Genomic DNA, 23,499 nt, shown 5'->3' on the forward strand with positions numbered 1-23,499 from the left:
CAAGGTCGCGCAAACCGGGTTTACCCCGCCGGCGGCAGAGCTTCCTGCGCACCGACGCGGTCTGCCTGCGCTGGACGACACGAGCGGTCGGCGTGCCCGGGCTACAAACCACGGTGGACCGAAGGACGCCCGCCATGATCAAGTTCCAGCCCGCCCGCCTGTTCCGCCTGTTCCTCAAGGCCGCCAAGGCCTGGTCGGACGACTACGCGCCCAGCATGGGCGCCGCCATCTCGTACTACACGGTGTTCTCGCTGGCGCCGCTGCTGGTGATCGTGATCGCGGTGGCGGGCGCGGTCTTCGGCCGCGAGGCGGTGCAGGGGCAGATCGTGGCGCAGCTCTCGGGGCTGATCGGCGAGCAGGGCGCTTCCTTCGTGCAGAGCCTGGTGGCCGCCTCCAGCGACAAGGACAAGGGCCTCATCGCCGGCATCATCAGCACCGGCGTGCTGCTGGTCGGCGCGACGACCGTGTTCGCCGAGCTGCAAAGCGCGCTCGACCGCATCTGGCACGTGCCGCCGTCACAGAAACCCAAGGGCATCTGGGCCACGCTGCGGGCCCGCCTGCTGTCCTTCGGGCTGATCCTCGGCATGGTGTTCCTGCTGATGGTCTCGCTGGCAGTGAGCGCAGCTGTGGCCGCCTTCGGTGCCTTCACCAGCGGCCTGATGCCGGGGGCGGAGACCTTGCTGCAGGTGCTGAACTTCGTCGTCTCGCTGGGCATCGCGACGGTGCTGTTCGCGATGATCTTCAAGCTGATGCCCTCGACGAAGATCGACTGGCGCGACGTGTGGGTCGGGGCCTTCACCACGGCAGTGCTGTTCGAGGCGGGCAAGTTCCTGATCGGGCTGTACCTGGGCAAGAGCAGCATGACGGAGAGCTTCGCCGCCGCGGGCTCGCTCGTGATCCTGATCGCGTGGGTTTACTACGCGGCGCAGATCTTCCTGCTGGGGGCCGAGTTCACCAAGGTGTACGCACAGGAGCACGGCTCGCATTCCGGCCAGGTGGCGATGGAGGCCACGCAGGCGACGGCGGCCACCGGCGAACCGACGGACTCCGCATCGATCGCGGGGGCGGCTGCCGCGGCGGCCGCGAAGCAGTCGACGCCGCCCGATACGGTGCCGGTGCCCCGCCCCTCAGGCGCCGTGCGGCTGGACGAGAACCGCGCCGTGCTGCGCGACGAGGATGTGCGGCACGACGTGCTGGCGCCGCGCGCCTGGTGGGACAAGCCGGGCGTGGAGGCAGCGATGGCGGGTGGGGCGGCGGTGGCGGGCGGCGTGGTGGTGGCGTTGCTGCGGCGCGTGTTGAACCAGCGCAGGCACAGGGCGGCTTGAGGCGCGCTGCCGGCCGATCGCAGGCTGGCGGTGAGCCGCGATGGCGCGAACCCCAGCGCTTCGCGCATCGCTGGGGTTTCGCTGGCGCTCCACCGCCAGCCTACGAAATGCAGCCGTGCTCCAAGACGCCGGCGGCGCCGCATCACTTCGGGAGCTTCACCAGCGTCACCGCATTGACCAGGCTGTTGGCCAGCACGAAGTCGCCCTCCGTCGTGACGGAGGTGTTGCGCACGATGTTGCCGCCGCCCGGGATCGCCCAGCTCTGGAAGGTTTCGGTGCCGGGCTCGAAGCGCACGACCGTGTTCGGCGCCGCTTCGGACTCGCTGTACCAGATCGTGTCGCCGATGGCGGAGATGCCGTAGGGCGCCGAGCCGGGGCCGCTGGGCGACTGCCATTCCTTGACTTCGCCGGTGCCGGGGTCGAGGCGGCCGAGGCGACCCTTGGCGTAGTCGGTGTACCAGACCTTGTTGTCCGGCGTGATCGCGATGCGGCGCGGCCGCGAGCCGGCATCGGGCAACTTGTATTCGCGCACCGCCATGTTGTCGGGGTTGATCATCGCCACGCCGTTGGTGCCGAACTCCACCACGAACAGGTTGCCGCGCGGATCGAAGGCCATGCCGTAGGGCCGCGCGCCCGGCGTGGGCATCGTCACGAACTTCAGCCCGCCGCTGCGCGGGTCGAGCCGGCCGACCTGGTTGGCGTTCTGCAGCGTGAACCACAGCATGCCGCTGCGGTCGAACTGCAGCGTGTGCGGATCGCCCTTGCCGTCCGGCATCTTGTATTCGGTGACGGCGCCGCTGCGCGGATCGAGCCTGCCGACCAGCGCGCCCGCATTCCCCGTGTACCAGATGTTGCCCTGGCGGTCCTCCACCAGGCCGTGCGGCCCGGAGTGCGCGGTCTTGAGCGGGTACTCCCGGACCTGGCCGGTCTTCGGGTCGACGCGGCCGAGCGCATTCACCATCTGGCCCGTGTACCAGAGGGCGCCATCGCGCGTGGCCAGCGGATCGTGCGGCCGCGCCCCGGGCGTGATGCCGGCCTTGAACATCGTCATCGTGACGTTCAGCGGGCCGGGCACGATCACCGCCGGCACCTTGTTCTTCTCGGGGAAGTTCGCGACCAGGTAAGGCGTGACCTGGGCGACCTCGGCTGGCGTGAGCACCACGCCGTGGTTGCTCATCATGCGCAGCACCGTGTTCCAGCCCTCGGCGGTGTAGCCGTTGCCCACGCGCGCTTCGAAGGTGTGGCAGGCGTAGCACTTGCCCGCCACGATGTCGCGCCCCGGCCCCTGCGGCAGGCTTTGCTGGGCGACAACGGCGCCCGACAGCAGCAGCGCGCCGGCGGCGACGGCGGTGTTCATTGCATGGACGCGGCGCATGGGGACCTCCAGAACGCGGGGTGCGGAAGCTGCAGGCTAGTCCCGTGCATACCAAAGTTCAAGGGGTGCGTCCTGGAGCGGTGCTCATCTGCAATCACGCCGTGAGGTCTGCTACCCCACCCGCGCCGGCAGCCACGTCGCGATCGCCGGGATCCAGAACACCGCCGCCAGCAGCAGCAGGCTCATGGCGACATAAGGCACCACCGCGCGGAAGATATGCCCCATGGTGACGCTGGGCGGCGCCACGCCGCGCATCGTCATCAGCAGCAGGCCGTGCGGAGGCAGCAGCAGGCCCAGTTGCATGCAGATCAGGAACATCACGCCGAACCAGACCGGGTCGATCGCCAGGCTCTGCACCACCGGCATGAAGATCGGCAGCGTGATCATCATCATGCTCACCTGGTCGACGAACACGCCGAGGAAGACCAGCGTGAGCATCATGCCGACCACGATCAGGGCGGGCGACAGTCCGTGGCCGGTGATGGCCTGCACCAGCCCGCTGCTCGCACCGGAGAACGACAGGATCTGCGAGAAGGTCGTGGCCCCGACGATGATGAACAGGATCATCCCCGAGATGCCGGCGGTGCCCTTGAGCGACTTCGTCAACACCTCGAGCGAGAGCGCACGGTAGGCGACGGCCAGCACCATCGTCGCGAAAGCGCCCACCGCGGCGCACTCCGTCGGCGTGGCCCAGCCCCCGGCCAGGGCGCCGACCACCACGCCGAAGATCGAGAGCGTCGGCAGCACGTAGCGCACGAAGGGGCGGAAGCGCTCCCAGCCGGCGTACGCGGGCTGGTCCTCCTCGTTGGGCGCCAGCGCCGGGCTGACCTTGACCCGCGCGACGATCCACAGCACGAAGGCGAGCGAGAGGATCAGGCCCGGTAGCACGCCGCCCACCAGCAGCTTGGAGATCGAGATGCCGGAGAGCGAGCCGAGCAGCACGGTCAAGGCCGAGGGTGGGATCAGCATGTCGACGGCACCGATCGCCATGATCGGCCCGGCCGCGAGCGTGGGGTGGTAGCCGCGCGAGAGCATCACCGGCAGCATCAGCGAGCCGAGCATGGCGGTGGTCGCGATGGTGGAGCCGGAGATCGCGGAGAACACCGTGCCCGCCACCACGGCCACCACCGCGAGCCGCCCCGGCAGGCGGCGGATCAGCCGCTCGATGCCTTCGATCACCTGCACCGCCAGGCCGCTGTGGAACAGGATCTCTCCCATCAGGATGAACAGCGGGATCGGCGTGAGCGAAAACGCCGCCACCGAACTCACGCTGCTGCGCGCGAGCTGCGCCAGACCGGCCTCGCCGCCCATGTAGAGCCAGGCGCCGACGATGTTCACGCTCATGAACGTGAGCGCGACCGGCATGCCGATGAACAGCAGCAGCGTGGAGCCCCCCAGCATCAGCCAGGCGGCGATGCCCCAGCCGCTCATCCCGCACTCACCGCATCGTGCCGCGGCCGGCGCGGCCCGGCGTGCAGGCGCCGCATGCGAAACAGCATCTCCAGCGAGAGCAGGGCGAAGGCGACCGGCAGCGGAGCCAGCGACCACCACTCCGGCGTGACCAGGGTCTTGATGTTGACCGCGCCCGCCGTGTAGCTCGCCCATGCGGCGCGCGCGCCGTACCATGTCATCACCAGGCAGCACAGGAGCCCCAGCCCATCGCCGACCCATTCGAGCGCCCAGGCCAGGCGCGGCGGCAGGGCCTGCAGCAGCACGTCGACGCGGATGTGCATGCCCCGGCGCAGCAGCCAGGGCGCGACGCACATCGTGATCAGGTACAGCATCAGCTCGGAGATCTCGTTGCTCCAGGCCAGCCCGCGCGGCAGGCCCGGCACCGGGATGTTGCGCAGCGCCACGTCGCCCACGATCACCATCAGCATCGCGAAGAGCAGGGCGCAGCCGGCCCACGCGAGGCCGGCGAGGAAGGAGCCGAATGCGCGCTCGAGGGGCGGCCGTGCGGCGCTCACTTCGGCGCGAACAGCGGCCGGAAGCGCTTCGCCACCTCCGGGCTCTGCTTCTCGGCGCTGGCCCAGGCGACGGCATAGGCCTGGTCGACGAAGGCCTTGGAGCTGGCCGCATCGAAGCGGATCGCCTGGATGCCGGCCTTCTCCTGGCGCGCCGCTTCATCGGCCGCGTACTTCGTCCAGAAGGTGTTCTCGGCTTCCAGCGCCAGCAGGTGCTTCTGCAGGAAGTCGCGCTGCGCTGGCGTGAGCTTGCGGTACGCGGGCAGGTTCATCACCAGCGAGACCTCGGCGTCGTAGAAGCCGGGGTCGACGCGGTACTTGGTCTTCTCCTGCCAGTTCAGGTCGAAGATGCCGCCGATCGGCCAGCCGTAGCCGTCGACCACGCCGCGTTCGAGGGCGGTGTAGACCTCGCCCGGCGCCGTGGTGATCACGTTGGCGTTGAGCGCCTGGAAGAAGTCGCGGTACACCGGCGTGATGCGGATCTTCAGGCCGGTGAGGTCCGGCTTGCTCACGGGCTTGTTCACGTAGATGTGGAACGGCTGGTTTTCCACCATCCGCGCCAGGTACTGCATGTTGCCCTTGTCGTTCCACACCTGGTTGATGGCCGCGAAGGCGCCATTTCTGCGCTGCTCGGCGACCGTCACCTGCGTGAGCTTGAGGAAGTCCGCCTCCGGCATGACGTTGGTGTAGAACGCGCCGGTGGACAGGGCCATGTCCACCACGCCGGTCTTCACCGCGTTGCCGACTTCGAAGGTGGGGATGGCGCGCGGGCCGCCGATGAAGTTGATCTGCAGCACGCCCTTGCCTTCGGCGTTGACCTTCTGCACCCAGGGCAGCAGCCGCTGCACGTAGATGCCGTTCTCGGCGAACGCGCTCACGAGGCGAAGGGTGACTTCCTGCGCGGCGGCGCCGCCGGCGATGCCGGCCGCGAGCACGGCGGCTGCGGCGCGGGCGAACATGCGTCTTTCCATCTGGGGTCTCCTTGGGATGCGGGGACGTTAGCGGGAGGGGCCGCGCGGGTCAATTCAGAGAGACGCGAGTTCGCGTTCGAGCGCGGCACCGCTTTCGTCCGCCAGCGCGGCCTGGGCCAGGTTGCGCATTCGCGCGCCGGCATCGGCGCTGGACTCCAGGCGCGGCAGCGTCGCCATCAGGCGCTCGAAGCTCGCCCAGCCGCGCGCGTGGGTGTCGCCATAGCCCTTCACCAGGCGCTGGGCGCGCGCGACTTCGAGCGCGAGTGCGGGCTGCGTGCCGGCCAGGCGCTGGATGTGGGCGAGCCACTGGGCGATGCGCTCCTGTTCCTGCTGGAAGCGCAGCGAGCGCGGACGCAGCGGGCGCAGCGCCGCGATCGCGTACAGCAGCAGGTAGCCCGAAAGCGTGCTGGTGCGCACGACCCGGCCCTTGCGGGTGAACGGCTGCACCACCCCGCGCGCGAAGGGCGAGGACAGCAGCCAGCGGCCGACGCCGGCCGGCAGGATGTCCGCGATCTCCTGCAGCCGCGGATGCATGAACTCGCCGATCTCGAGGACCTGCTTCCCGTCGAGGCGCACTTCGGAGGCCACGCGGGCGAAGCGGCTGCGCCGCGTCTTGAGGTCGGCAACGCGGATCGCGTCCTCGTAACTCATCCAGAGTGCGAGGTGGCGGGCGGTGTCCTGCAGGAGCTCCGGCGCGGCGTCGCGCAGCGCGGCCAGGCGGTCCAGGTACTGCGCGGCGTACGGCGGATCCTGGTAGTCCGCCAGGCGCAGAACGCCCGCGCGCAGGATGGCGTGTGCGCTGGCGGGAAATTCCGCCGTGATGCGTGTCTCGAGGTCAGCGAGGCGCGGGCCGAGGCGGGTGGCCACGGCTTCGCTCTTCCCGCCCCCGTCTCCGTCCTTCCCGCGCCCTTTCCCGTCATTCCCGCGCAGGCGGGAATCCAGTCCCGCATCGAACCCCGCCGCGAACGCCCGCAAACTCCCCTCCACCCCCACCCCGCCGCGCCGGATCGTCTCCTCGAACTGCTCGCGCGTGAACGGCATCGCCCCCGAAGCCGCCAGCGCGCCGCACAAGGCCGGCGTGATGGGCGCCCCGGCCTGCTCCGCCAGTTGCGCGAAATCCGCCTGCACGAAGCGCCTCGCTGCCGCCCGCGCCCCTTGCAGCAACTTGTCCGCATCGACACGGCCATCGCCCATCGCCGTGCGCTCCGTCATCGAGTACACGCGATGCGTCGACGCGACCAGCGTGGTCCGGGCGGGCGTCACCAATCCCCGCTGCAGCGCCCGCCCGGCTTCCATCAGCTCGGAAGCGATCACCACGTCGACCTCGCCGGGCACGGGTGCGAGCGCGAGCACCGGCTGCGCGCCCGGCGGCACCGCGTCGCGCGGGAACATCTCGATGTAATAGAGCGTGGCGCCGGTGCGCTGGGCCACGCCCGGCACCGAGGTGGCCTGCGCCACGAAGCCGTTGTGCTCCGCCAGGTCCACCAGCCAGTCGGCCAGCACCCCGCCGCCTTCGCCGCCCATGGCGAGCAGGGCGATGCTGATCGCGCGCGGCGCGTTCTGGATTCCCGCCTGCGCGGGAATGACGGATCCCGCGGGAGTGCCGGACCCCGCGGGAATGACGGGTCTGGCGCTCATGCCGCGAGTCCTTCCAGCCGCCGCTCGATGCGCGACTGCAGCCAGCCGATCACGGCGCCGCGCACGCGCTGCTTGAAGCGATCCCAGCGGCCCGGGTTGTTGACGATCGAAGCGCGATAGAACGAAGGGCACAGCACCGCCGCATCGGCCGCCTCGCCGCACAGCCCGCAGCCCACGCAGCTGTCGATCACCGCCGCCACGGGATCGGTGCGCAGCGGGTCCGGATTGGGCCGGATCGTGAGCGAAGGGCAGCCGGAAAGGCGGATGCACGAGTGGTCGCCGGTGCAGGTGTCGGGATCGACGCCGAAGCGCTCGCGCACCACCCGCTCGCCGCGGGCGATCGCCTGCCTGGCCAGCGGGCGCACGCGCCGCTGCCGGTTCAGCATGCATTCCGACGAGGCCACGATCACCTTCGGGCCCTGCGCGCGCGTGGTGAGCGCCTCGCGCAAGGCGCCGCGCATCTTGTCCAGGCTGTAGGTGTGGCCGACGGTCCGCACCCAGTCCACGCCCACGCCGCGCACCGCGCGCTCGATGGGGTGCTGCGTGCTGCGGATCGGGTTGTTCGCCTGCGACGACAGCAGGTCCTGCCCGCCGGTGGCGGCCGAATAGCCGTTGTCGACCACCAGCAGCACGTTGTCGGTCTTGTTGAACACCGCGTTGCCGACGCCGCTGGTCAGGCCGTTGTGCCAGAAGCCGCCGTCGCCCATCACGGCCAGCGCGCGCCTGGGCGTTTCGGGCGTGTTGAAGGCCGAAGCTCCGGCCCAGCCGAGGCCGTAGCCCATGGTGGTCGCGCCGATCTCGAACGGCGGCAGGATGGAGAACAGGTGGCAGCCGATGTCGCAGCTCACGTGGTGCGAGCCCAGCTCGCGCTCCACCAGCTTGAGCGCGGTGAAGATCGGCCGCTCCGGGCAGCCGGTGCAGAAGGAGGGCGGGCGGCCGTGCACCTGCGCCACGGCCTGCTCGATCGCCCTGGCCGAGGCCGCATCCATCGGCGCGGCGGCGGCGGGTGCCGGCAGCAGTTCGGGCGCCACCTGCGCGAGGAAGCCGCGCACGCCCTGCAGCACCACGCCGCCGGTGTACTCGCCGGCCATCGGCAGCACGTCCTTGCCGTGCACGCGCGTGGCCACGCCCGCCTTGCGCAGGATCGCGTTGACCGCCTGCTCGATGAAGTCGGGCTGCCCTTCCTCCACCAGCAGGACCGCGCGCTTGCCCGCGCAGAAACGCAGCAGCTGCGCATCCACCAGCGGGTAGGTCACGTTCAGCACGTACAGCGGCACCTGCGTGGCGCCGAAGGGATCGCACAGCCCGAGCAGTTGCAGCGCGCGCACCACGGCGTTGTACATGCCGCCCTGCAGCACGATGCCGACATCGCGCGCGTCGGATGCGAAGAACTCGTTGAGCCCGTGCTCCTCGATGAAGCGCACCGCCGCCGGCCAGCGCTCGCGGACCTTCTCCTGTTCGTGCGTGTAGGTCGCCGGCGGCAGGGCGATGCGGCCGGTGTCGCGCCGCGGCTGTTCCAGCGCGTCCTTCAGGGTGAACTCCGGCCGCACGTTGTCGCGCGCCGTGAAGCTGCCGTGCACGTGGCACGCGCGGATGCGCAGTTCCAGCATCACCGGCGTGCGGCTCGCCTCCGACAGTGCGAAGCCCTGTTCCACCGCCCGCACGATGCTGGGCAGGTTGGGCCGCGGATCGAGCAGCCACACCTGCGACTTCATGGCGAAGGCATGCGAGCGCTCCTGCATGATGCTGGAGCCTTCGCCGTAGTCCTCGCCCACGATCAGCAGCGCGCCGCCGGTGACGCCGCCCGAGGCGAGGTTGGCGAGCGCGTCCGAGGCCACGTTCGTCCCGACCGTGGACTTGAAGGTGACCGCGCCGCGCAAGGGATAGTTGACGGAGGCGGCGAGCGTCGCCGCGGCCGCGGCCTCGGAGGCGCTGTGCTCGAAGCGGATGCCCAGCTCGCCCAGGATGTCGCGCGCGTCGGTCAGCACGTCCATCAGGTGCGAGATCGGCGCGCCCTGGTAGCCGGCGACGTAGGAGACGCCGGACTGCAGCAGCGCCTTGGTCACGGCGAGGATGCCCTCGCCGCGAAATTCCTCGCCGCTGCCCAGGCGCAGCTGCTGCACCTCCTGCGTGAACGATCGTTCTGCCATCGCGGCACTGTACGGAATCGGCGCGCACCCCGCGCTGCGCAGGGGTTCAGGGTTTGTCCGCTTGCTGGCGCGGGGGCCGCGAGAGCAGCCTGCGCACTCTCGGCCCTTCGCAGCAGGATTGCCCCGATGAACGTTGCCCACCTCGTCGAACCCGATCGCGTCCACCGCAGCGTCTACACGGACCAGGCGATCTTCGACGCGGAGATGGAGAAGATCTTCGAGCGCATCTGGGTCTACTGCGGGCACGCGTCCCAGGTCAAGGCGCCGGGCGACTACCACGCCATCACGATCGGCCGCCAACCGATGATCATGGTGCGGCAGAAGGACGGCAGCATCCAGGTGCTTTACAACCGCTGCCCGCACCGGGGCGTGCAGGTGGTGGGCAACCAGTGCGGCAACACCGGCAGCGCCCTGGTCTGCTCCTACCACGCGTGGAGCTTCCACCTCGATGGCAGCGTGCGCGCCATCCCGCTGGCGCAGGGCTACGAGAACACGCGCATGACCCGCGACAACCCCGACTGCTCGATGCGGCGCGCGGCGCGTGTCGACAGCTACCGCGGCTTCGTGTTCGCGAGCCTGGCGGCAGAAGGGCCTTCGCTGTCCGAATTCCTCGGCGAGGCGAAGGTCGCCTTCGACGACATGTGCGACCGCTCGCCCGAAGGCGAGGTGGAGGTCGTGCCGTACTGCCATCGCGTGGTCCAGCAGTCGAACTGGAAGTTCTTCATGGAGAACCAGCTCGATGCGCTGCATCCTTCGGTCACGCACCAGTCCACCGGCATCGCCGCCGGCCGGGTCGAGCGGCGCCTGAAGGCGGAACGCGGCGCGGCGCCCCTGTACTACCACTACCTGTCGGCCTTCGCGTCCAGCTTCGAGCAGTGGGACAACGTCCAGACCATCAACTTCCCGCGCGGCCACGGCATCCTGAAGGCCTACATGGGCCTGCGGCCGCAGGACCCCGACACCAAGGCCCACGAGGCGCTGCTGGAGCAGGCGTACGGCAAGGAGAAGATGGAGGAGTACCTCTCGCGCAGCATCCACCACGTGCTGGTGTACCCCTACCTCTCGGTGCAGAGTCCGCTGCAGCAGCTGCGCTGCCTGCGGCCGATCTCCCCCGACAAGACGCTGTCGGAGATCTGGCACTTCCGCCTCAAGGGTGCGCCCGAGGCGATCTACCGCCGCAGCCTCTGGTACTTCAACCTGGTCAACTCGCCGGCCACGATGATCAATGCCGACGACCTGGAGAACTGGACCAAGGGCCAGTGGGGCCTGCAGTCCAAGGGCCTGGACTGGGTGAGCTTCCACCGCTGGTACGGCGACGACCGCGAGGAGAACGGCATCACGTATTCGAACCACGGCACATCCGAGGCCGTCATGCGCAACCAGTTCCGCGCCTGGGCGCGCTACATGGCGGAATGAGGAGCGAGCGATGAGCGATAGCCGTGCGATCCCCAACGCCGGTCCCGACTTCGAGCACCTGCTGGCGCAGGACGTGGTGATCGCCGGCGACGCCGCGGTGCCCACCGGCGCGCAGGCCATCGAGCCGGACCACTCGCCGCGCGCGCCGCAGGCCGGCGCAGTGCGTCCCATCGAGACCGCGCTGCGCATGGGCACGGCCACCGGCCTGGACCTGCAGCGCGAGGTGGAGCAGTTCCTCTACGCCCAGGCCGAACTGCTCGATGGCAAGCAATGGCAGGCCTGGATCGACCTGTTCGACGAGGCCGGCGTGTACTGGATGCCGATCGCGCCGGAGCAGACCGACTGGGAAGGCTCGCCCTCGATCTTCGCCGAGGACAAGCTGATGATGGAGATCCGCAAGGGCCGGGTCACGCATCCCAACGCCTGGTCGCAGGCGCCGCAGTGGGCCACCAACCACCTCGTGAGCCACGTGAGCATCGAGTCGGCCGACGGGCAGCAGGTGCAGGTGCGATCGCGCTTCCACCTGATGGAGCTGCGGCGCGACCAGATCCGCCACTTCGGCGGCAGCTACCGGCACACGCTGGTGCGCGACGGGGCTGGCCACCTGCGCATCCGGCTGCAGCGCGTCGACCTGTTCAACAGCCAGGCGAGCTACGACTACGTCCTGCAGATCTGGGTCTGAACCGTTCCAAGGAGCCGCGCCATGGATGTCCTGCGTCCCCTCGTCCTCGCCTGCGCCCTGGCGGCTACTGCGTTGTGTGCGCAGGCCGCCGACAAGGTCAAGGTCGGATTCGTCAGCACCCTGTCCGGCCCGTCGGCGGCACTCGGCGTCGACATCCGCGACGGCTTCCTGCTGGCCGTGAAGCTCAATGGCGGCAAGCTCGGTGGCCTGCCCGCCGACGTGCTGGTGAGCGACGACCAGTTCAAGCCCGACGTGGCGCGGCAGCTGTTCGAGCGCAACGTCAAGCGCGACAAGGTCGACTTCATGACCGGCGTGGTGTTCTCCAACATCATGCTGGCGGCACTGCCCGAGGCGATCGACAACCAGGTGATCTACCTCAGTCCCAACGCGGCGCCCTCGCCGATGGCGGGCAAGGAATGCAATCCGCTGTTCTTCGCCGTGAGCTGGCCCAACGACGCCTACCACGAGGCGGCCGGCGCGTTCGCGAACCAGCGCGGGCTGAAGAACGTCTATCTGGTAGCGCCGAACTACCAGGCCGGCAAGGACTCGCTGGGCGGCTTCAAGCGCACCTTCAAGGGCCAGGTGGCGGGCGAGGTCTACACCAAGCTGGGGCAGCTCGATTACGCGCCGGAGCTAGCGGAGATCCGCGCTGCCAAGCCGCAGGCGCTGTACATCTTCCTGCCCGGCGGCATGGGCATCAACTTCATCAAGCAGTTCGTTGCCGCCGGCCTGTCCAGGGACATCATGCTGCTGCTGCCCGGCTTCAGCGCCGACCAGGACGTGATCGGCGCCGTCGGCACGCCGATGGCGGGCCTGTTCAACACGGCGCACTGGTCGCCCGACCTGGCCAATGCCGCGAACCGCAAGTTCGTCGCCGAGTTCGAGAAGGAATACAAGCGCACGCCGACGCTCTATGCGTCCCAGGGCTACGACACGGCGCGGCTGATCGACGCCGCCGTGCGCGACACCAAGGGCAAGCTGGAGGACAAGCAGGCCGTGCGCGCGGCGCTGCGGGCGGCGCACTTCGAGTCGGTGCGCGGCGCCTTCAAGTTCAACACCAACCAGTACCCGATCCAGAACTACTACGTGCGCACGGTCGGCAGCGACGGCAAGGGCGGGCTGGTGAACAAGTCCTTCAACGAACCGATCCTGAAGGACCACGGCGACGCCTACGCGCAGCAGTGCAAGATGCCTCGGTGAGGCGCGCCCATGCGTCGTCCCCGCGCAGGCGGGGACCCAGGGCGCCCTCGTGCACGCGCTGCGTGCGTGCCCTGGATCCCCGCCTGCGCGGGGATGACGGCGTGGCGGGGTAGCCGCCATGGGCCTGACCCTCTTCCTCGAACAACTCCTCAACGGCCTGCAATACGGCCTGATGCTGTTCCTGCTGGCCGCGGGCCTGACGATCGTGTTCGGCGTGATGGACATGATCAACCTCGCCCACGGCTCGCTGTACATGGTGGGAGCCTTCCTCGCCGCGTGGATCACGCAGCTCGCCGGATCGTTCTGGCTCGGCCTGCTCGGCGCCGTCGTGCTCACGGCCCTGGCCGCGATGCTGCTGGAGGTGGCGGTGCTGCGCAGCCTCTACCTGCGCGACCACCTCTCGCAGGTGCTCGCCACCTTCGCCCTGATCCTGATCCTGAACGACGGCGTGCGCATGGTGTTCGGCACCGACCGGCCGCTCTCCGTGCCGGCAGCGTTCGACCATCCCGTGATGCTGCCGCTCGGCTTCCAGTACCCGGCGTGGCGGCTGGTGATCATCGCCACCGGCCTGGTGCTCGCGCTGGCCCTGTACCTGCTGGTGCAGCGCACGCGCCTGGGCGCGCTGGTGCGGGCCGGCGCCTCCAACCGCGAGATGAGCAGCGCCATGGGCGTGGACGTGCCCACGCTGTTCACGGCGGTGTTCGGGCTCGGTGCGGCCCTGTGCGCCGTGGCGGGCGCGCTGCTCGGCCCGCTGCTGGCGGTGCAGGTCGGCATGGGCGAGACGATTCTGATCCCGGCCTTCGTCGTGGTGGTGATCGGCGGCATCGGCTCGATGCGCGGGGCGCTGGTCGGCGCGCTGCTGGTGGGGCTGGTCGACACGCTGGGGCGCACGCTGCTGCAGCAGGCGCTGCGCGAAACGCTGCCGCCGCAGTGGTCCAGCGCCGCGGGTCCGGCGCTGGCCTCGGTCGCCGTGTACGTGCTGATGGCGGCGGTCCTGGTGTGGCGACCGCAGGGGCTGCTGCCGGTGCGGGGCCGATGAGGCCGGCGCGGATCGCCACGGCCCTGGCCCTGGTGGCGGCCCTGGCGATGCCCTGGCTGCTGCGCGCCGTGGGCATGGATTTCTACCTCAGCCTCGCGACGCGCATCCTGGTGTTCGCGATCGCGGCGACCAGCCTCAACCTGCTGCTCGGTTACGCCGGCATGGTGTCGCTGGGGCACGCGGCCTTCATGGGATTGGGCGCGTACGCGAGCGGGTTGCTGCTCTCGGAGGGGCAGCAGGGCCTGGCGCTGCACCTGGCGGTCACCGTCGCCGTGACCGCGTGCGCCGCCCTCGTGATCGGCGCGATTTCGCTGCGAACCCGCGGCGTGTACTTCATCATGATCACGCTGGCCTTCGCGCAGATGCTGTTCTACCTGGCCAACTCGATCAAGGGCTGGGGCGGCGACGAAGGCCTGCGGATCCGCTCGCGCGTGCGGCTGCCCTCCGGTGCCGACCTGCACGACGGCCCCACGCTGTACTACACGGCCCTGGCGGCGCTGGCGCTGTGCCTGCTCGCGCTGTGGCGTCTGGCCCGCTCGCGCATCGGGCTGGCGGTGCGGGCGCTGCGCGACGACGAACTGCGGGCCGAGGCGCTGGGGCTGCCCACCTACCGCTGGAAGCTCGCGATCTTCGTCGTGGCGGGCGTGGTGGCGGGCCTCGCCGGTGCGCTGGGCGCCAACCTGCAGGGCTACGTCAGCCCCTCCAACCTGCACTGGACGCAATCGGGGACGCTGCTGGTCATGGTGATCCTGGGCGGCGCCGGCACGCTGTGGGGCGGCGTCGCCGGTGCCGTGGCGCTGCTGCTGCTGGAGGAGGCGCTCGGCGCCTGGACCGAGCACTGGGAGTTCTGGACCGGGCTGGTGCTGCTGGCGGCGGTGCTGTTCGCGCGGAGGGGGCTGGCGGGCTTGTTCGCGGCGGAGGGGGAGCGTAGGCTGGCGGTGGAGCGACAGCGAAACCCCAGCGATGCGCGAAGCGCTGGGGTTCCCGGCGCGCGTTGCGCGCGGTCACCACCAGCCTACGAAAGCGCCGATGGTCCCCTGCTGGACATCCGTGGCCTGCGCAAATCCTTCGGCTCGCTCGTCGTCACCGACGGCGTCGACCTCGACGTGCAGGCCGGCGAGATCCACGCCCTGATCGGCCCCAACGGCGCCGGCAAGACGACGCTGGTCGCGCAGCTCGCCGGCGAACTGGCCAGCGACGCCGGCAGCGTGTCCCTGGCCGGGCGCGACATCAGCCACTTGCGCATGCACCAGCGCGCGCGCGCCGGCCTGGTGCGCTCGTTCCAGATCACGCGCCTGTTCCGCAGCCTCACGGTGGCCGAGCACGTCGCCTTCGCGGTGCAGGCGCGCGGCGCCGGCGGCCGGCCGGTCGAGGACGTCCTGGCCCGCGTCGGGCTGGCGGACCGCGGGTACGCCGGGGTCGACCAGCTTTCCCACGGCGAACAGCGCGCGCTGGAGGTGGGCCTCACGCTGGCGAGCCAGCCCCGCCTGGTGCTGCTGGACGAACCGCTGGCCGGCATGGGCCCGGAGGAGTCGCGCGCCATGACCGAACTGATCGCCGGCCTGCGCGGCGAATGCGCCGTGCTGCTGATCGAGCACGACGTGCAGGCGGTGTTCCGGCTCGCCGGACGGGTCTCGGTGCTGGTGGCCGGCGCCGTCGTCGCGAGCGGCCCGCCGGAGGCGGTGCGCGCGGATCCCGGCGTGGTTGCGGCCTACCTGGGCGACGAGGTGGTGGCGTGAACGCGGATCTTGCCGTGCGCCGCCTCTGCGCCGGCTACGGGCGCAGCCAGGTCCTGTTCGACGTCGACCTCGACCTGCGCGGCGGCGAGATCCTCGGCCTGCTCGGTCGCAACGGCATGGGCAAGACCACCCTCGTGCGCACGGTGATGGGCCTGCTGCCGACGCTGCAGGGCCGGGTGGAGTTCGGCGGCCAGGCGCTCACCGGCCTGAAGCCGCACCAGGTCGCGCGGCTGGGCATCGCCCTGGTGCCCGAGGGGCGGCAGCTCTTTCCCAACCTCACGGTGCAGGAGCACCTCACGGCCTTCGCGCGGCCCGGCCGCTGGACGCCGGCGCAGCTGTTCGACCTGCTGCCGGCGCTGGCCCGGCGCCGCGGCCACCTGGGCAACCAGCTCTCGGGCGGCGAGCAGCAGATGCTGGCCATGGCGCGCGCGCTGGCCACCAATCCGCGCCTGCTGATCCTGGACGAAGCCACCGAGGGCCTGGCGCCCCTGGTGCGCGAGGAGATCTGGCACGTGCTGGGTGTGCTGCGCGAGGCCGGGCACGCCATGATCGTGATCGACAAGTACGTGCAGCGCCTGCTCGGGCTGGCCGACCGCCACGTGATCCTGGAAAAGGGCCGGGTGGTCTGGCACGGATCGTCGGCGGCGCTCGATGCCGACCGCGCCGTCTGGCACCGCTACCTGGGCATCTGAATTAGAGTCGCGCGATGGGCCGTACCCGCCGGCATTTCCTCCAGGCCGCATCGCTGGCCGGCCTGAGCGCCGTCGTCGGCCGCAGCGCCGCGCAGGAGCGCCCGAGCCTGCCGGTGCCGCCGCTGCAGGACCTGCGCCCCGGCACTCCGGTGACGCTCACGGCCCGCGTGGGCGAAACCGAATTCTTCCCCGGCAAGCCTAGCCCCACCGCGGGCTACAACCGCCACCTGCTGGGCCCGACGCTGCGCGTGAGGAGCGGCGACGAGGTCACGCTGAACGTCCGCAACGAACTGCCGGAGATGACCACGGTGCACTGGCACGGGCTGCTGATCCCGGCCGCGGTGGACGGCGGGCCGCACAACGAGATCGCGGCCGGCCAGACCTGGAAGGCCGAGCTGCCGGTGCAGCAAGGCGCATCGACCTGCTGGTACCACCCCCATCCCCACGGCCGCACCGGCCTGCAGGTGTACGGCGGCCTGGCCGGCATGCTGATCGTGACCGACCGCGAGGAACAGGCGCTGGGGCTGCCTTCGCGCTACGGCGTGGACGACCTGCCCCTGATCCTGCAGGACCGCGTGTTCGACCGCGAGCAGCACCTGGTCTATCCGCGCGGCCACATGGCCCTGATGCACGGCGCGCTGGGCAGCGTGATGCTGGTGAATGGCGTGCGCGAGCCGCGCGCGGCGGTGCCGGCGGGGCTGGTGCGGCTGCGCCTGCTCAATGGTGCGAACGCGCGGGTGTACGACCTGGCCTTCGAGGACGGGCGCACTTTCCACTGGATAGGCACCGAGGGCGGACTGCTGCGCGAACCGGTCGCGCTGCAGCGCATCGCGCTGGCGCCGGGGCAGCGCGCCGAACTCCTGGTCGATTTCGGCGATGCGCGCCCCGCCGTGCTGGTGAACCGCACGACCGCCGGCCGCCAGCCGCTGCTGCATTTCGCGCCAGCGGGCGAGCGCCGGCCGCACGCGCTGCCGGCCCGCCTGGCCCAGTGGCAGTCGCCGCCGCGCGAGGCCGCCACCCAGCGCCGCCGCCTGACGCTGACCATGGGCAACGGTGGTGCCATGGACGGCATGTCCGGCCTGCCGGGCATGCAGGGCATGCCCATGCCGCACGGCTTCGACGGTCGACCCTTCGACATGGCGCGCATCGACCAGCGCGTGAAGCTCGGCGCGGTGGAGATCTGGGAGGTGTCGGCGCTGCCCGGGATGATGATGGACCAGGCCCATCCCTTCCACATGCACGGCGTTCACTTCGAGGTGATCCGGCGCGACGGCCGCGCGCCCGATGCGCTGGATGCCGGCCGCCGCGACACCGTGCTGGTCGACGCGCCGGTCGAACTGCTGGTGCACTTCACGCAGCCGGGGCCGACGGTGCCCTTCATGTACCACTGCCACATCCTCGAACACGAGGACGCCGGCATGATGGGCCAGTTCACCGTCTCGTAGGAGCCGGGGCACCCAGGGGCGACTGGCTAGAAGCTGGTGGCGCCGGCCGGCTTGCCGAAGCGCGCGCGCGCCTCGTTCAGCAGCGCGATGAGCGCATCGAGTTCCACCGGCTTGGTCAGGTGCGCATCGAAGCCCGCATCGCGGGTGCGCTTCTTGTCGTCCTCGTTGCCGAAGCCCGTCATGGCCACCAGGTAGGTGGCCGATGCGTCGGCCTCGGCGATCAGGCGCCGGCGCACCTCGTAGCCGTCCATGCCCGGCATGGCGAGATCGAGCAGGACCATGTGGGGGCGGAAGCGCTGCGCGACCTGGATGCCGTTCTCGCCGTCGTAGGCCGACTCGACCTGGTTGCCCAGCAGGCGCAGCACGTCGCTGGCGCTGTCGGCGGAGTCGCGGTTGTCGTCGATCACCAGCACGCGCAGGCCGCCGGCGGCCTCCTCCTGCCGTTCCTCCTCCGCGGCCGCCGCCGCGGCCTGGCCGGCCACCGGCAGGCGCAGCGTGAAGGTACTGCCGCGGCCGCGGCCGGCGCTGGCGGCCTCGATGCTGCCGCCGTGCATTTCCGCCAGCGAGCGCGCCAGCGTCAGGCCGATGCCGAGCCCGCTTTCGGAGGCGGCGGACTGCGCCGTCTCGGCCTGGGCGAACAGCTGGAAGATCCGCTGCAGGTCGTCGGCGGCGATGCCGCGGCCGTTGTCCTGCACCGTCACGTACGCGAAGCTCTCGTCGGCCCGCACCTTCAGCGCGATGCGGCCGTTGTCGGGCGTGTACTTGGCGGCATTCACCAGCAGGTTCTGCAGCACCTGCGACAGCCGGGTGGAGTCGCCGTTGACCCACACCGGCTCCTGCGGCTGCTCCACGTCCAGGGTGTGGCGCCGCGACGTGACCAGCGGCCGCACGGTCTCGATGCTGCGCGCCACGACGTCCGACAGGCGCAGCAGTTCCTTGCGCAGCTTGATCTTGCCGGTGCTCAGCCGGCCCACATCGAGAAGGTCGTCGACCAGGCGCGTGACCTGCGTGAGCTGCCGGTCGATCACGTCGCGGCAGTTGCGCAGCACCGGGCTGGAGAGCGTCTCCAGCTGCATGATGGTGACGGCGTTGCGGATCGGCGCCAGCGGGTTGCGCAGTTCGTGCGCCAGCATCGCCAGGAACTCGTTCATGCGCCGGCTGGATTCTTCCAGTTCCTCCAGGCGCCGGCGCTCGCTCATGTCGCGCGTGATCTTGGCGAAGCCGCGCAGGTCGCCCCCCGGGCCGCGCACCGCGGTGATCACCACGTTGGCCCAGAACAGGCTGCCGTCCTTGCGCACGCGCCAGCCTTCGGTTTCGAAGCGGCCTTGCTCCAGCGCCTTGCCGAGAGCGGCCTCGGGCTTGCCGGCCGCGCGGTCCTCCGGGGTGTAGAAGGTGCGGAAGTCGGCGCCGATGATTTCCTCGCCGCGGTAGCCCTTGATCGCCTCGGCGCCGGCATTCCAGCTTTCGACGATGCCCTCGGGGCTGAGCATGAAGATCGCGTAGTCCTGCACCGAGTCGACCAGCAGGCGGAAGCGCTCCTCGCTGGCGCGCAGTTCGTCCTCGTGGCGGCGCCGTTCCGTCAAGTCGCGCGTGATCTTGGCGAAGCCGGTGAGCTCGCCCATCGGGCCGTACAGGGCCGTGATGGTCACGTTGGCCCAGAAGCGCGTGCCGTCCTTGCGCAGGCGCCAGCCCTCGTCCTCGAAGCGACCGCGCAGCTGCGCGAGCCGCAGTTCCTCCTGGGGCCAGCCCGAGTCCACGGCCTCGGGCGGATAGAAGATGGAGAAGTGCTGGCCGAGGATCTCGTCGCGCCGGTAGCCCTTGAGCTTCTGCGCGCCGCTGTTCCAGGAGACGATGCGGCCCTCGGGATCGAGCATGAAGATCCCGTAATCCGTGACCGCTTCGATGAGCAGCTGCAGACGCTGCTCGAGCGAATTTTCCGGGCGGGACTCGGCAAGCATGGTCATGGGCGCCGGCCCATTATCCGCAGGGGGGTCCGCGCAACCGCCAGGCCCAAGCCGTAAACGGGATCTCGTCCTACACCGTAATCCGCGTTCTTAGCACCTTTCGCTCAACCTTCGGCGGCAAGGGCGGCCTCGGCCAGGAAGCGCGAGAGCAGCGACGCGAGTTCCTCCAGGCCCGACCCCGCCTCCTCGAGCGCGCCCGCTTCGGCCTGCCCCTCGAGTTCCTTCGCCAGCCGATGCAGCGGGATGCCGCCCACCATGGAGGCCGAGCCGGCCAGCGAATGGAGGTGCCGGCGCAGGTCGGTGGCCGCGCCGGTGGCCAGCGCGGTGCGGGCCCATTGCAGCACCTGCGGCGCGTTGTCGGCGAACGCGTCCAGCGCCACGCGCAGCAGTTCCTCGTCGCCGCCGAGCCGCTCCAGGGCCTGCGCGCGATCGAACACGCGGTCGGCGGCGGGCGCCGCAGCGGGCTTGGCGGCAGGCGCTTGGACGTTCGCGGGCGCCGGTTGCCCGGTCCACTCGGCCAGCACCTGCGCCAGCCGCGCCGCGTCGATCGGCTTGGCGAGGTATTCGTTCATGCCCCACGCCAGGCAGCGCTCGCGTTCGCCGGCGGCGGCATTGGCGGTGAGCGCGATGATCGGCTGGGTGAAGCCCTGCGCGCGCAACTGGCGCGAGGCCTCGTAGCCGTCCATGCGCGGCATGCGGCAATCCATCAGCACCAGGTCGTAGTCGGCCAGGGCGGCGGCATCGACCGCCTGCTCGCCGTCGCCCACGATGGTCACGTCGTGGTAGCCCGCCTGCGCCAGCAGGCCGCGCACCACCACCTGGTTGGTCTCGTTGTCCTCGGCCACCAGCACGCGCGTGGGGCGCGGCGGCGGCGGCGAGGGCGCCGCCTGCTGCACGTGCGTGCGCGCAGGAACGCTCCCGGCGGCGACCTCCGGCAGCGGCAGCTCGAAGCGCACCGAGGTGCCGCGGCCGGGCTCGCTTTGCAGCAGGATGGTGCCGCCCATCATGTCCGTCAGCTGCTTGACGATCGCAAGGCCGAGCCCGGTGCCGCCATAGCGCCGGCCGGTGGCGCGGTCCGCCTGGCTGAAGCGGCTGAACAGGCGCTGCTGCACCGGGAAGGGAATGCCGATCCCGGTGTCGTAGACCGTGAAGCGCAGCATGCCGCTGGCGGCCCCCACCACGCTGCGGCCGACCATCAGACCGAACTCGCCGTGCGCGGTGAACTTCAGCGCATTCGACAGCAGGTTGTTCAGGATCTGGCGCAGCCGGCCGGCGTCTCCGCGCACCGCCTGCGGCACCTTGGGATCGACTTCGAGCACGAAGCGCAGCTCGCTTTCCTGCGCCCGCAGGCGGTACAGGTCATGCAGTTCGTCGAGCAGCTCGTCGAGGCGGAACGGCGCCGGCTCGAGCTCCATGCGGCCGGACTCGATCTTGCCCAGGTCCAGCAGGTCCTCGATCAGCTCCAGCAGCGAGGACGCGCTGGCATCGGCCAGCTCCACGTAGTGGCGCTGGCGCGGCGTGAGACCCTCCGCCAGCAGCAGCCGCGTGAGCCCCAGCACGCCGTTGAGCGGCGTGCGGATCTCGTGGCTCACGTTGTCGAGGAAATCGCTCTTGGCGCGGTTGGCCGTCTCGGCCGCTTCCTTGGCCTCGCGCGCCTCCTGTTCGGCCGCCACCCGGGCGGTGACGTCACGAAAGCTCAGGACGCGTGCGCTGGCGCCGTGCTCCAGCTGCATGACGGTGGTGTAGCGCTCGAACACGCGGCCGTCGGCGCATTCGATCGCGGCGAAGCCTTCGGCATCGGGCGAGCGGAACAGCGCGTCGAGCTGGCGCATGGACTGCTCCGGGTCCTTGAGCTGGTCGCGGATGTAGGGCAGCAGCTCCTGAGTCTGCGCCTGCGCGAGCCGCTGCGGGATCTTCCACATGCGCAGGAACTGCCGGTTGCGCAGCAGGATCTCGAACCGGGGGTTCACGACCAGGATGCCGTCGGCCGTGGCCTCCAGGGTGGCGCGCAGGAGGGCCGCGGCGCCCGCTGCGCTGGCGAGGCTCTCTTCGGAGGGCAGGGGCGGCTGGGAGTCGGTCATCCTGTTCGGCCGTTCGATGATACGGCCGTCCGCGGCGCCGGCATGGATGCCGGCCAGAGCACCGAGAGGATGGCGACCATCATGAGCGCCACCGCCGTCCAGTCCTGCCAGTGCACGGCTTCGCCGAGCCAGAGGGCGCCGGTGAAGACGCCGAGCACCGGGATCAGCATCACGCTGAGTGTCGACGCCACGGCCGGCAGGCCCTTGGCCAGGAAGGTCCACGCCGCGTGGGCGAAGCCGAAGATCAGGATGGCGTTGTACAGGATGGCGCCCGTGGCGTTGCGGTCCGGTGCGCGCCACTGGTCCGCTTCGAAGAGCGCCGCCAGCGTCGCCATGACGACGGCCGTCAGCACCGTCATCCAGAACGAGATCGCCAGCGCGGGCGCCTGCAGGTGCGTGCGGCGCAACTGCTGCGTGCCCAGGGCCCACGAAGCCGCCGAGACGAGGGCCAGCACCACCCCGAAAGGGCGGCCGGCGAGGTGCGTGAGTTCGTGCCAGAGCAGCAGGAGAACGCCGAGGGCGGCGGCGCTCACGCCGATCCAGCCGCGGCGGCTCAGGGGCGTGGCGAAGAACAGCGCCCCGATGACGGCCGAAAAGATCGGCATCGTGTAGCCCAGGATGGCGGCGCGGCCGCTGGAGAGCGTGCGCACCGCCAGGATGATGCACACGTGCCAGATGAACATGTTGGTCACAGCCAGCCAGAATAGCTCGCGCCAGTGCCGGCGCGGGATGCGGAACGGCACCTTCAGCAGCCGCATGCCCAGCGCCAGCACCGGCAGCCCGAGCCACATCGAGAGTGCGCGGAAGGTGAGCGGCGGATAGCTGGTGACCCCCAGCTTCATGACAGGCCAGTTGATGCCCCAGACGAGGGTGAGGACCACGAGGATGGCGAACTGCTGGCGCGACAGTGCGTGCATGGGCGCCATTGTGGCAAGCCCGGGTCAGGCTCCTAGAATCGGCCCATGACCTTCCTCGAGATGCTGCAGGCGGCGCAGGTGCGCAACGGTTCCATGCTGTGCGTGGGGCTGGACCCGGAGCCGACCCGCTTCCCGCACGGGATGACGGCGAACACGGCCCGCATCTTCGATTTCTGCGCCGGCATCGTCGACGCCACCGGCGACCTGGTCTGCGCCTTCAAGCCGCAGATCGCCTACTTCGCGGCGCACCGGGCCGAGGACCAGCTCGAACAGCTGATGCGCCACCTGCGCGCCAACTTCCCGCACGTGCCGGTGATCCTGGACGCCAAGCGGGGCGACATCGGCTCCACCGCGGAGCAGTATGCGCACGAGGCGTTCGAGCGCTACGGCGCCGACGCGGTCACCTTGTCGCCCTTCATGGGTTTCGATTCGGTGCAGCCCTACCTGAAATACCCCGACAAGGGCGCCTTCCTGCTGTGCCGAACGTCCAACCCCGGTGGCGACGACCTGCAGAACCAGCGGCTCGCCTCCGTCGAGGGCCAGCCCTTGCTGTACGAGCACATCGCGCGGCTGGCGCAAGGTGCATGGAACCTGAACGGGCAGCTCGGGCTGGTGGTCGGTGCGACCTACCCGAACGAGATCGAGCGGGTGCGCGACATCGCGCCCACCATGCCGCTGCTGATTCCCGGCGTGGGTGCGCAGGGCGGCGATGCGGTGGCGACCGTGCAGGCGGGCTGGCGCGCGAAGGGGCCGATCATCGTCAATTCCTCGCGCTCTATCCTGTATGCGTCGAGCGGCCTCGATTTCGCGGAGGCCGCGCGGGCGGAGGCGCTGCGCACGCAGCTGCTGCTGCGGTCGGGGTTGCCGGTGATGTCGGATCTGCCGTAGCGGGAGGTCGTAG

The 23,499-nt window shown here is 70.4% G+C and carries 18 protein-coding genes; 9 read left to right on the forward strand and 9 right to left on the reverse strand.

Translation table 11 applies throughout. The annotated features are described in order from the left end of the window. Positions 1 to 134 precede the first annotated feature (134 nt). Positions 135 to 1,325 (forward strand): YihY/virulence factor BrkB family protein, encoded by a 1,191-nt coding sequence (locus JI746_RS18485; RefSeq protein WP_236599947.1) that lies wholly within the window; start codon positions 135 to 137, stop codon positions 1,323 to 1,325. Between the two features lie 142 nt (positions 1,326 to 1,467). Here JI746_RS18485 and JI746_RS18490 read toward each other — a convergent pair whose 3' ends face one another. From JI746_RS18490 to JI746_RS18515, 6 genes are all read right to left on the reverse strand, one after another. Next, on the reverse strand, positions 1,468 to 2,700 hold the full coding sequence (locus JI746_RS18490; RefSeq protein WP_236599948.1) for a virginiamycin B lyase family protein: 1,233 nt from the start codon (positions 2,698 to 2,700) through the stop codon (positions 1,468 to 1,470). Positions 2,701 to 2,811: 111 nt separating this feature from the next. Continuing rightward, entirely contained in the window at positions 2,812 to 4,131 is a 1,320-nt protein-coding gene (locus JI746_RS18495) for a TRAP transporter large permease (protein WP_201691710.1), read from the reverse strand. Continuing rightward, positions 4,128 to 4,667, reverse strand: coding sequence for a TRAP transporter small permease (locus tag JI746_RS18500; RefSeq protein WP_330893029.1), 540 nt, complete (start codon positions 4,665 to 4,667; stop codon positions 4,128 to 4,130). Before JI746_RS18500 ends, JI746_RS18495 begins: the two co-directional genes overlap by 4 nt. Then, entirely contained in the window at positions 4,664 to 5,635 is a 972-nt protein-coding gene (dctP, locus tag JI746_RS18505) for a TRAP transporter substrate-binding protein DctP (RefSeq protein WP_201691712.1), read from the reverse strand. The genes JI746_RS18500 and dctP overlap by 4 nt, the downstream gene beginning before the upstream one ends. Positions 5,636 to 5,689: 54 nt before the next feature. Then, positions 5,690 to 7,159, reverse strand: coding sequence for an indolepyruvate oxidoreductase subunit beta family protein (locus JI746_RS18510; protein WP_236599960.1), 1,470 nt, complete (start codon positions 7,157 to 7,159; stop codon positions 5,690 to 5,692). Positions 7,160 to 7,269: 110 nt separating this feature from the next. Beyond that, complete coding sequence (locus JI746_RS18515; protein WP_201691716.1) at positions 7,270 to 9,423, reverse strand: thiamine pyrophosphate-dependent enzyme; 2,154 nt, start codon at positions 9,421 to 9,423, stop codon at positions 7,270 to 7,272. 126 nt (positions 9,424 to 9,549) lie between these two features. Here JI746_RS18515 and JI746_RS18520 point away from each other — a divergent pair, with 126 nt between their 5' ends. The 7 genes from JI746_RS18520 (at position 9,550) to JI746_RS18550 (ending at position 17,636) form a co-directional block, all read left to right on the forward strand. Continuing rightward, positions 9,550 to 10,839, forward strand: a complete 1,290-nt coding sequence (locus JI746_RS18520) for an aromatic ring-hydroxylating dioxygenase subunit alpha (protein WP_201691722.1) — start codon at positions 9,550 to 9,552, stop codon at positions 10,837 to 10,839. 10 nt (positions 10,840 to 10,849) lie between these two features. Further along, complete coding sequence (locus JI746_RS18525; RefSeq protein WP_201691723.1) at positions 10,850 to 11,521, forward strand: aromatic-ring-hydroxylating dioxygenase subunit beta; 672 nt, start codon at positions 10,850 to 10,852, stop codon at positions 11,519 to 11,521. 21 nt (positions 11,522 to 11,542) lie between these two features. After that, positions 11,543 to 12,721, forward strand: coding sequence for an ABC transporter substrate-binding protein (locus tag JI746_RS18530; protein ID WP_201691724.1), 1,179 nt, complete (start codon positions 11,543 to 11,545; stop codon positions 12,719 to 12,721). Between the two features lie 118 nt (positions 12,722 to 12,839). Next, the gene (locus JI746_RS18535; RefSeq protein WP_201691725.1) at positions 12,840 to 13,760 is read left to right on the forward strand and encodes a branched-chain amino acid ABC transporter permease; all 921 of its coding nucleotides are present in this window, start codon (positions 12,840 to 12,842) and stop codon (positions 13,758 to 13,760) included. Next, positions 13,757 to 15,499, forward strand: coding sequence for a branched-chain amino acid ABC transporter ATP-binding protein/permease (locus tag JI746_RS18540; RefSeq protein WP_201691726.1), 1,743 nt, complete (start codon positions 13,757 to 13,759; stop codon positions 15,497 to 15,499). The genes JI746_RS18535 and JI746_RS18540 overlap by 4 nt, the downstream gene beginning before the upstream one ends. Next, positions 15,496 to 16,191, forward strand: coding sequence for an ABC transporter ATP-binding protein (locus JI746_RS18545; protein WP_201691728.1), 696 nt, complete (start codon positions 15,496 to 15,498; stop codon positions 16,189 to 16,191). Before JI746_RS18540 ends, JI746_RS18545 begins: the two co-directional genes overlap by 4 nt. A gap of 14 nt (positions 16,192 to 16,205) precedes the next feature. Further along, positions 16,206 to 17,636: a multicopper oxidase family protein gene (locus JI746_RS18550; RefSeq protein ID WP_201691734.1), complete on the forward strand. Its 1,431-nt coding sequence runs from the start codon at positions 16,206 to 16,208 to the stop codon at positions 17,634 to 17,636. A 26-nt stretch (positions 17,637 to 17,662) separates the two neighbouring features. Here the strand turns inward: JI746_RS18550 and JI746_RS18555 are convergent, their stop codons facing one another. The 3 genes from JI746_RS18555 to JI746_RS18565 form a co-directional block, all read right to left on the reverse strand. Continuing rightward, complete coding sequence (locus JI746_RS18555) at positions 17,663 to 19,594, reverse strand: hybrid sensor histidine kinase/response regulator (protein WP_456239078.1); 1,932 nt, start codon at positions 19,592 to 19,594, stop codon at positions 17,663 to 17,665. Between the two features lie 110 nt (positions 19,595 to 19,704). Next, positions 19,705 to 21,681, reverse strand: a complete 1,977-nt coding sequence (locus JI746_RS18560) for an ATP-binding protein (protein ID WP_201691738.1) — start codon at positions 21,679 to 21,681, stop codon at positions 19,705 to 19,707. Further along, positions 21,678 to 22,598 carry a DMT family transporter gene (locus JI746_RS18565; protein WP_201691740.1) on the reverse strand — a complete coding sequence of 307 codons (921 nt, stop codon included), beginning with the start codon at positions 22,596 to 22,598 and terminating at the stop codon, positions 21,678 to 21,680. Before JI746_RS18565 ends, JI746_RS18560 begins: the two co-directional genes overlap by 4 nt. 45 nt (positions 22,599 to 22,643) lie before the next feature. Here JI746_RS18565 and pyrF point away from each other — a divergent pair, with 45 nt between their 5' ends. Continuing rightward, the gene (gene pyrF, locus JI746_RS18570) at positions 22,644 to 23,486 is read left to right on the forward strand and encodes an orotidine-5'-phosphate decarboxylase (protein WP_201691742.1); all 843 of its coding nucleotides are present in this window, start codon (positions 22,644 to 22,646) and stop codon (positions 23,484 to 23,486) included. Positions 23,487 to 23,499: the final 13 nt, after the last annotated feature.

Origin of the sequence: Ramlibacter alkalitolerans, assembly GCF_016722765.1 — a bacterium.
Taxonomy (GTDB): domain Bacteria; phylum Pseudomonadota; class Gammaproteobacteria; order Burkholderiales; family Burkholderiaceae_C; genus Ramlibacter; species Ramlibacter alkalitolerans.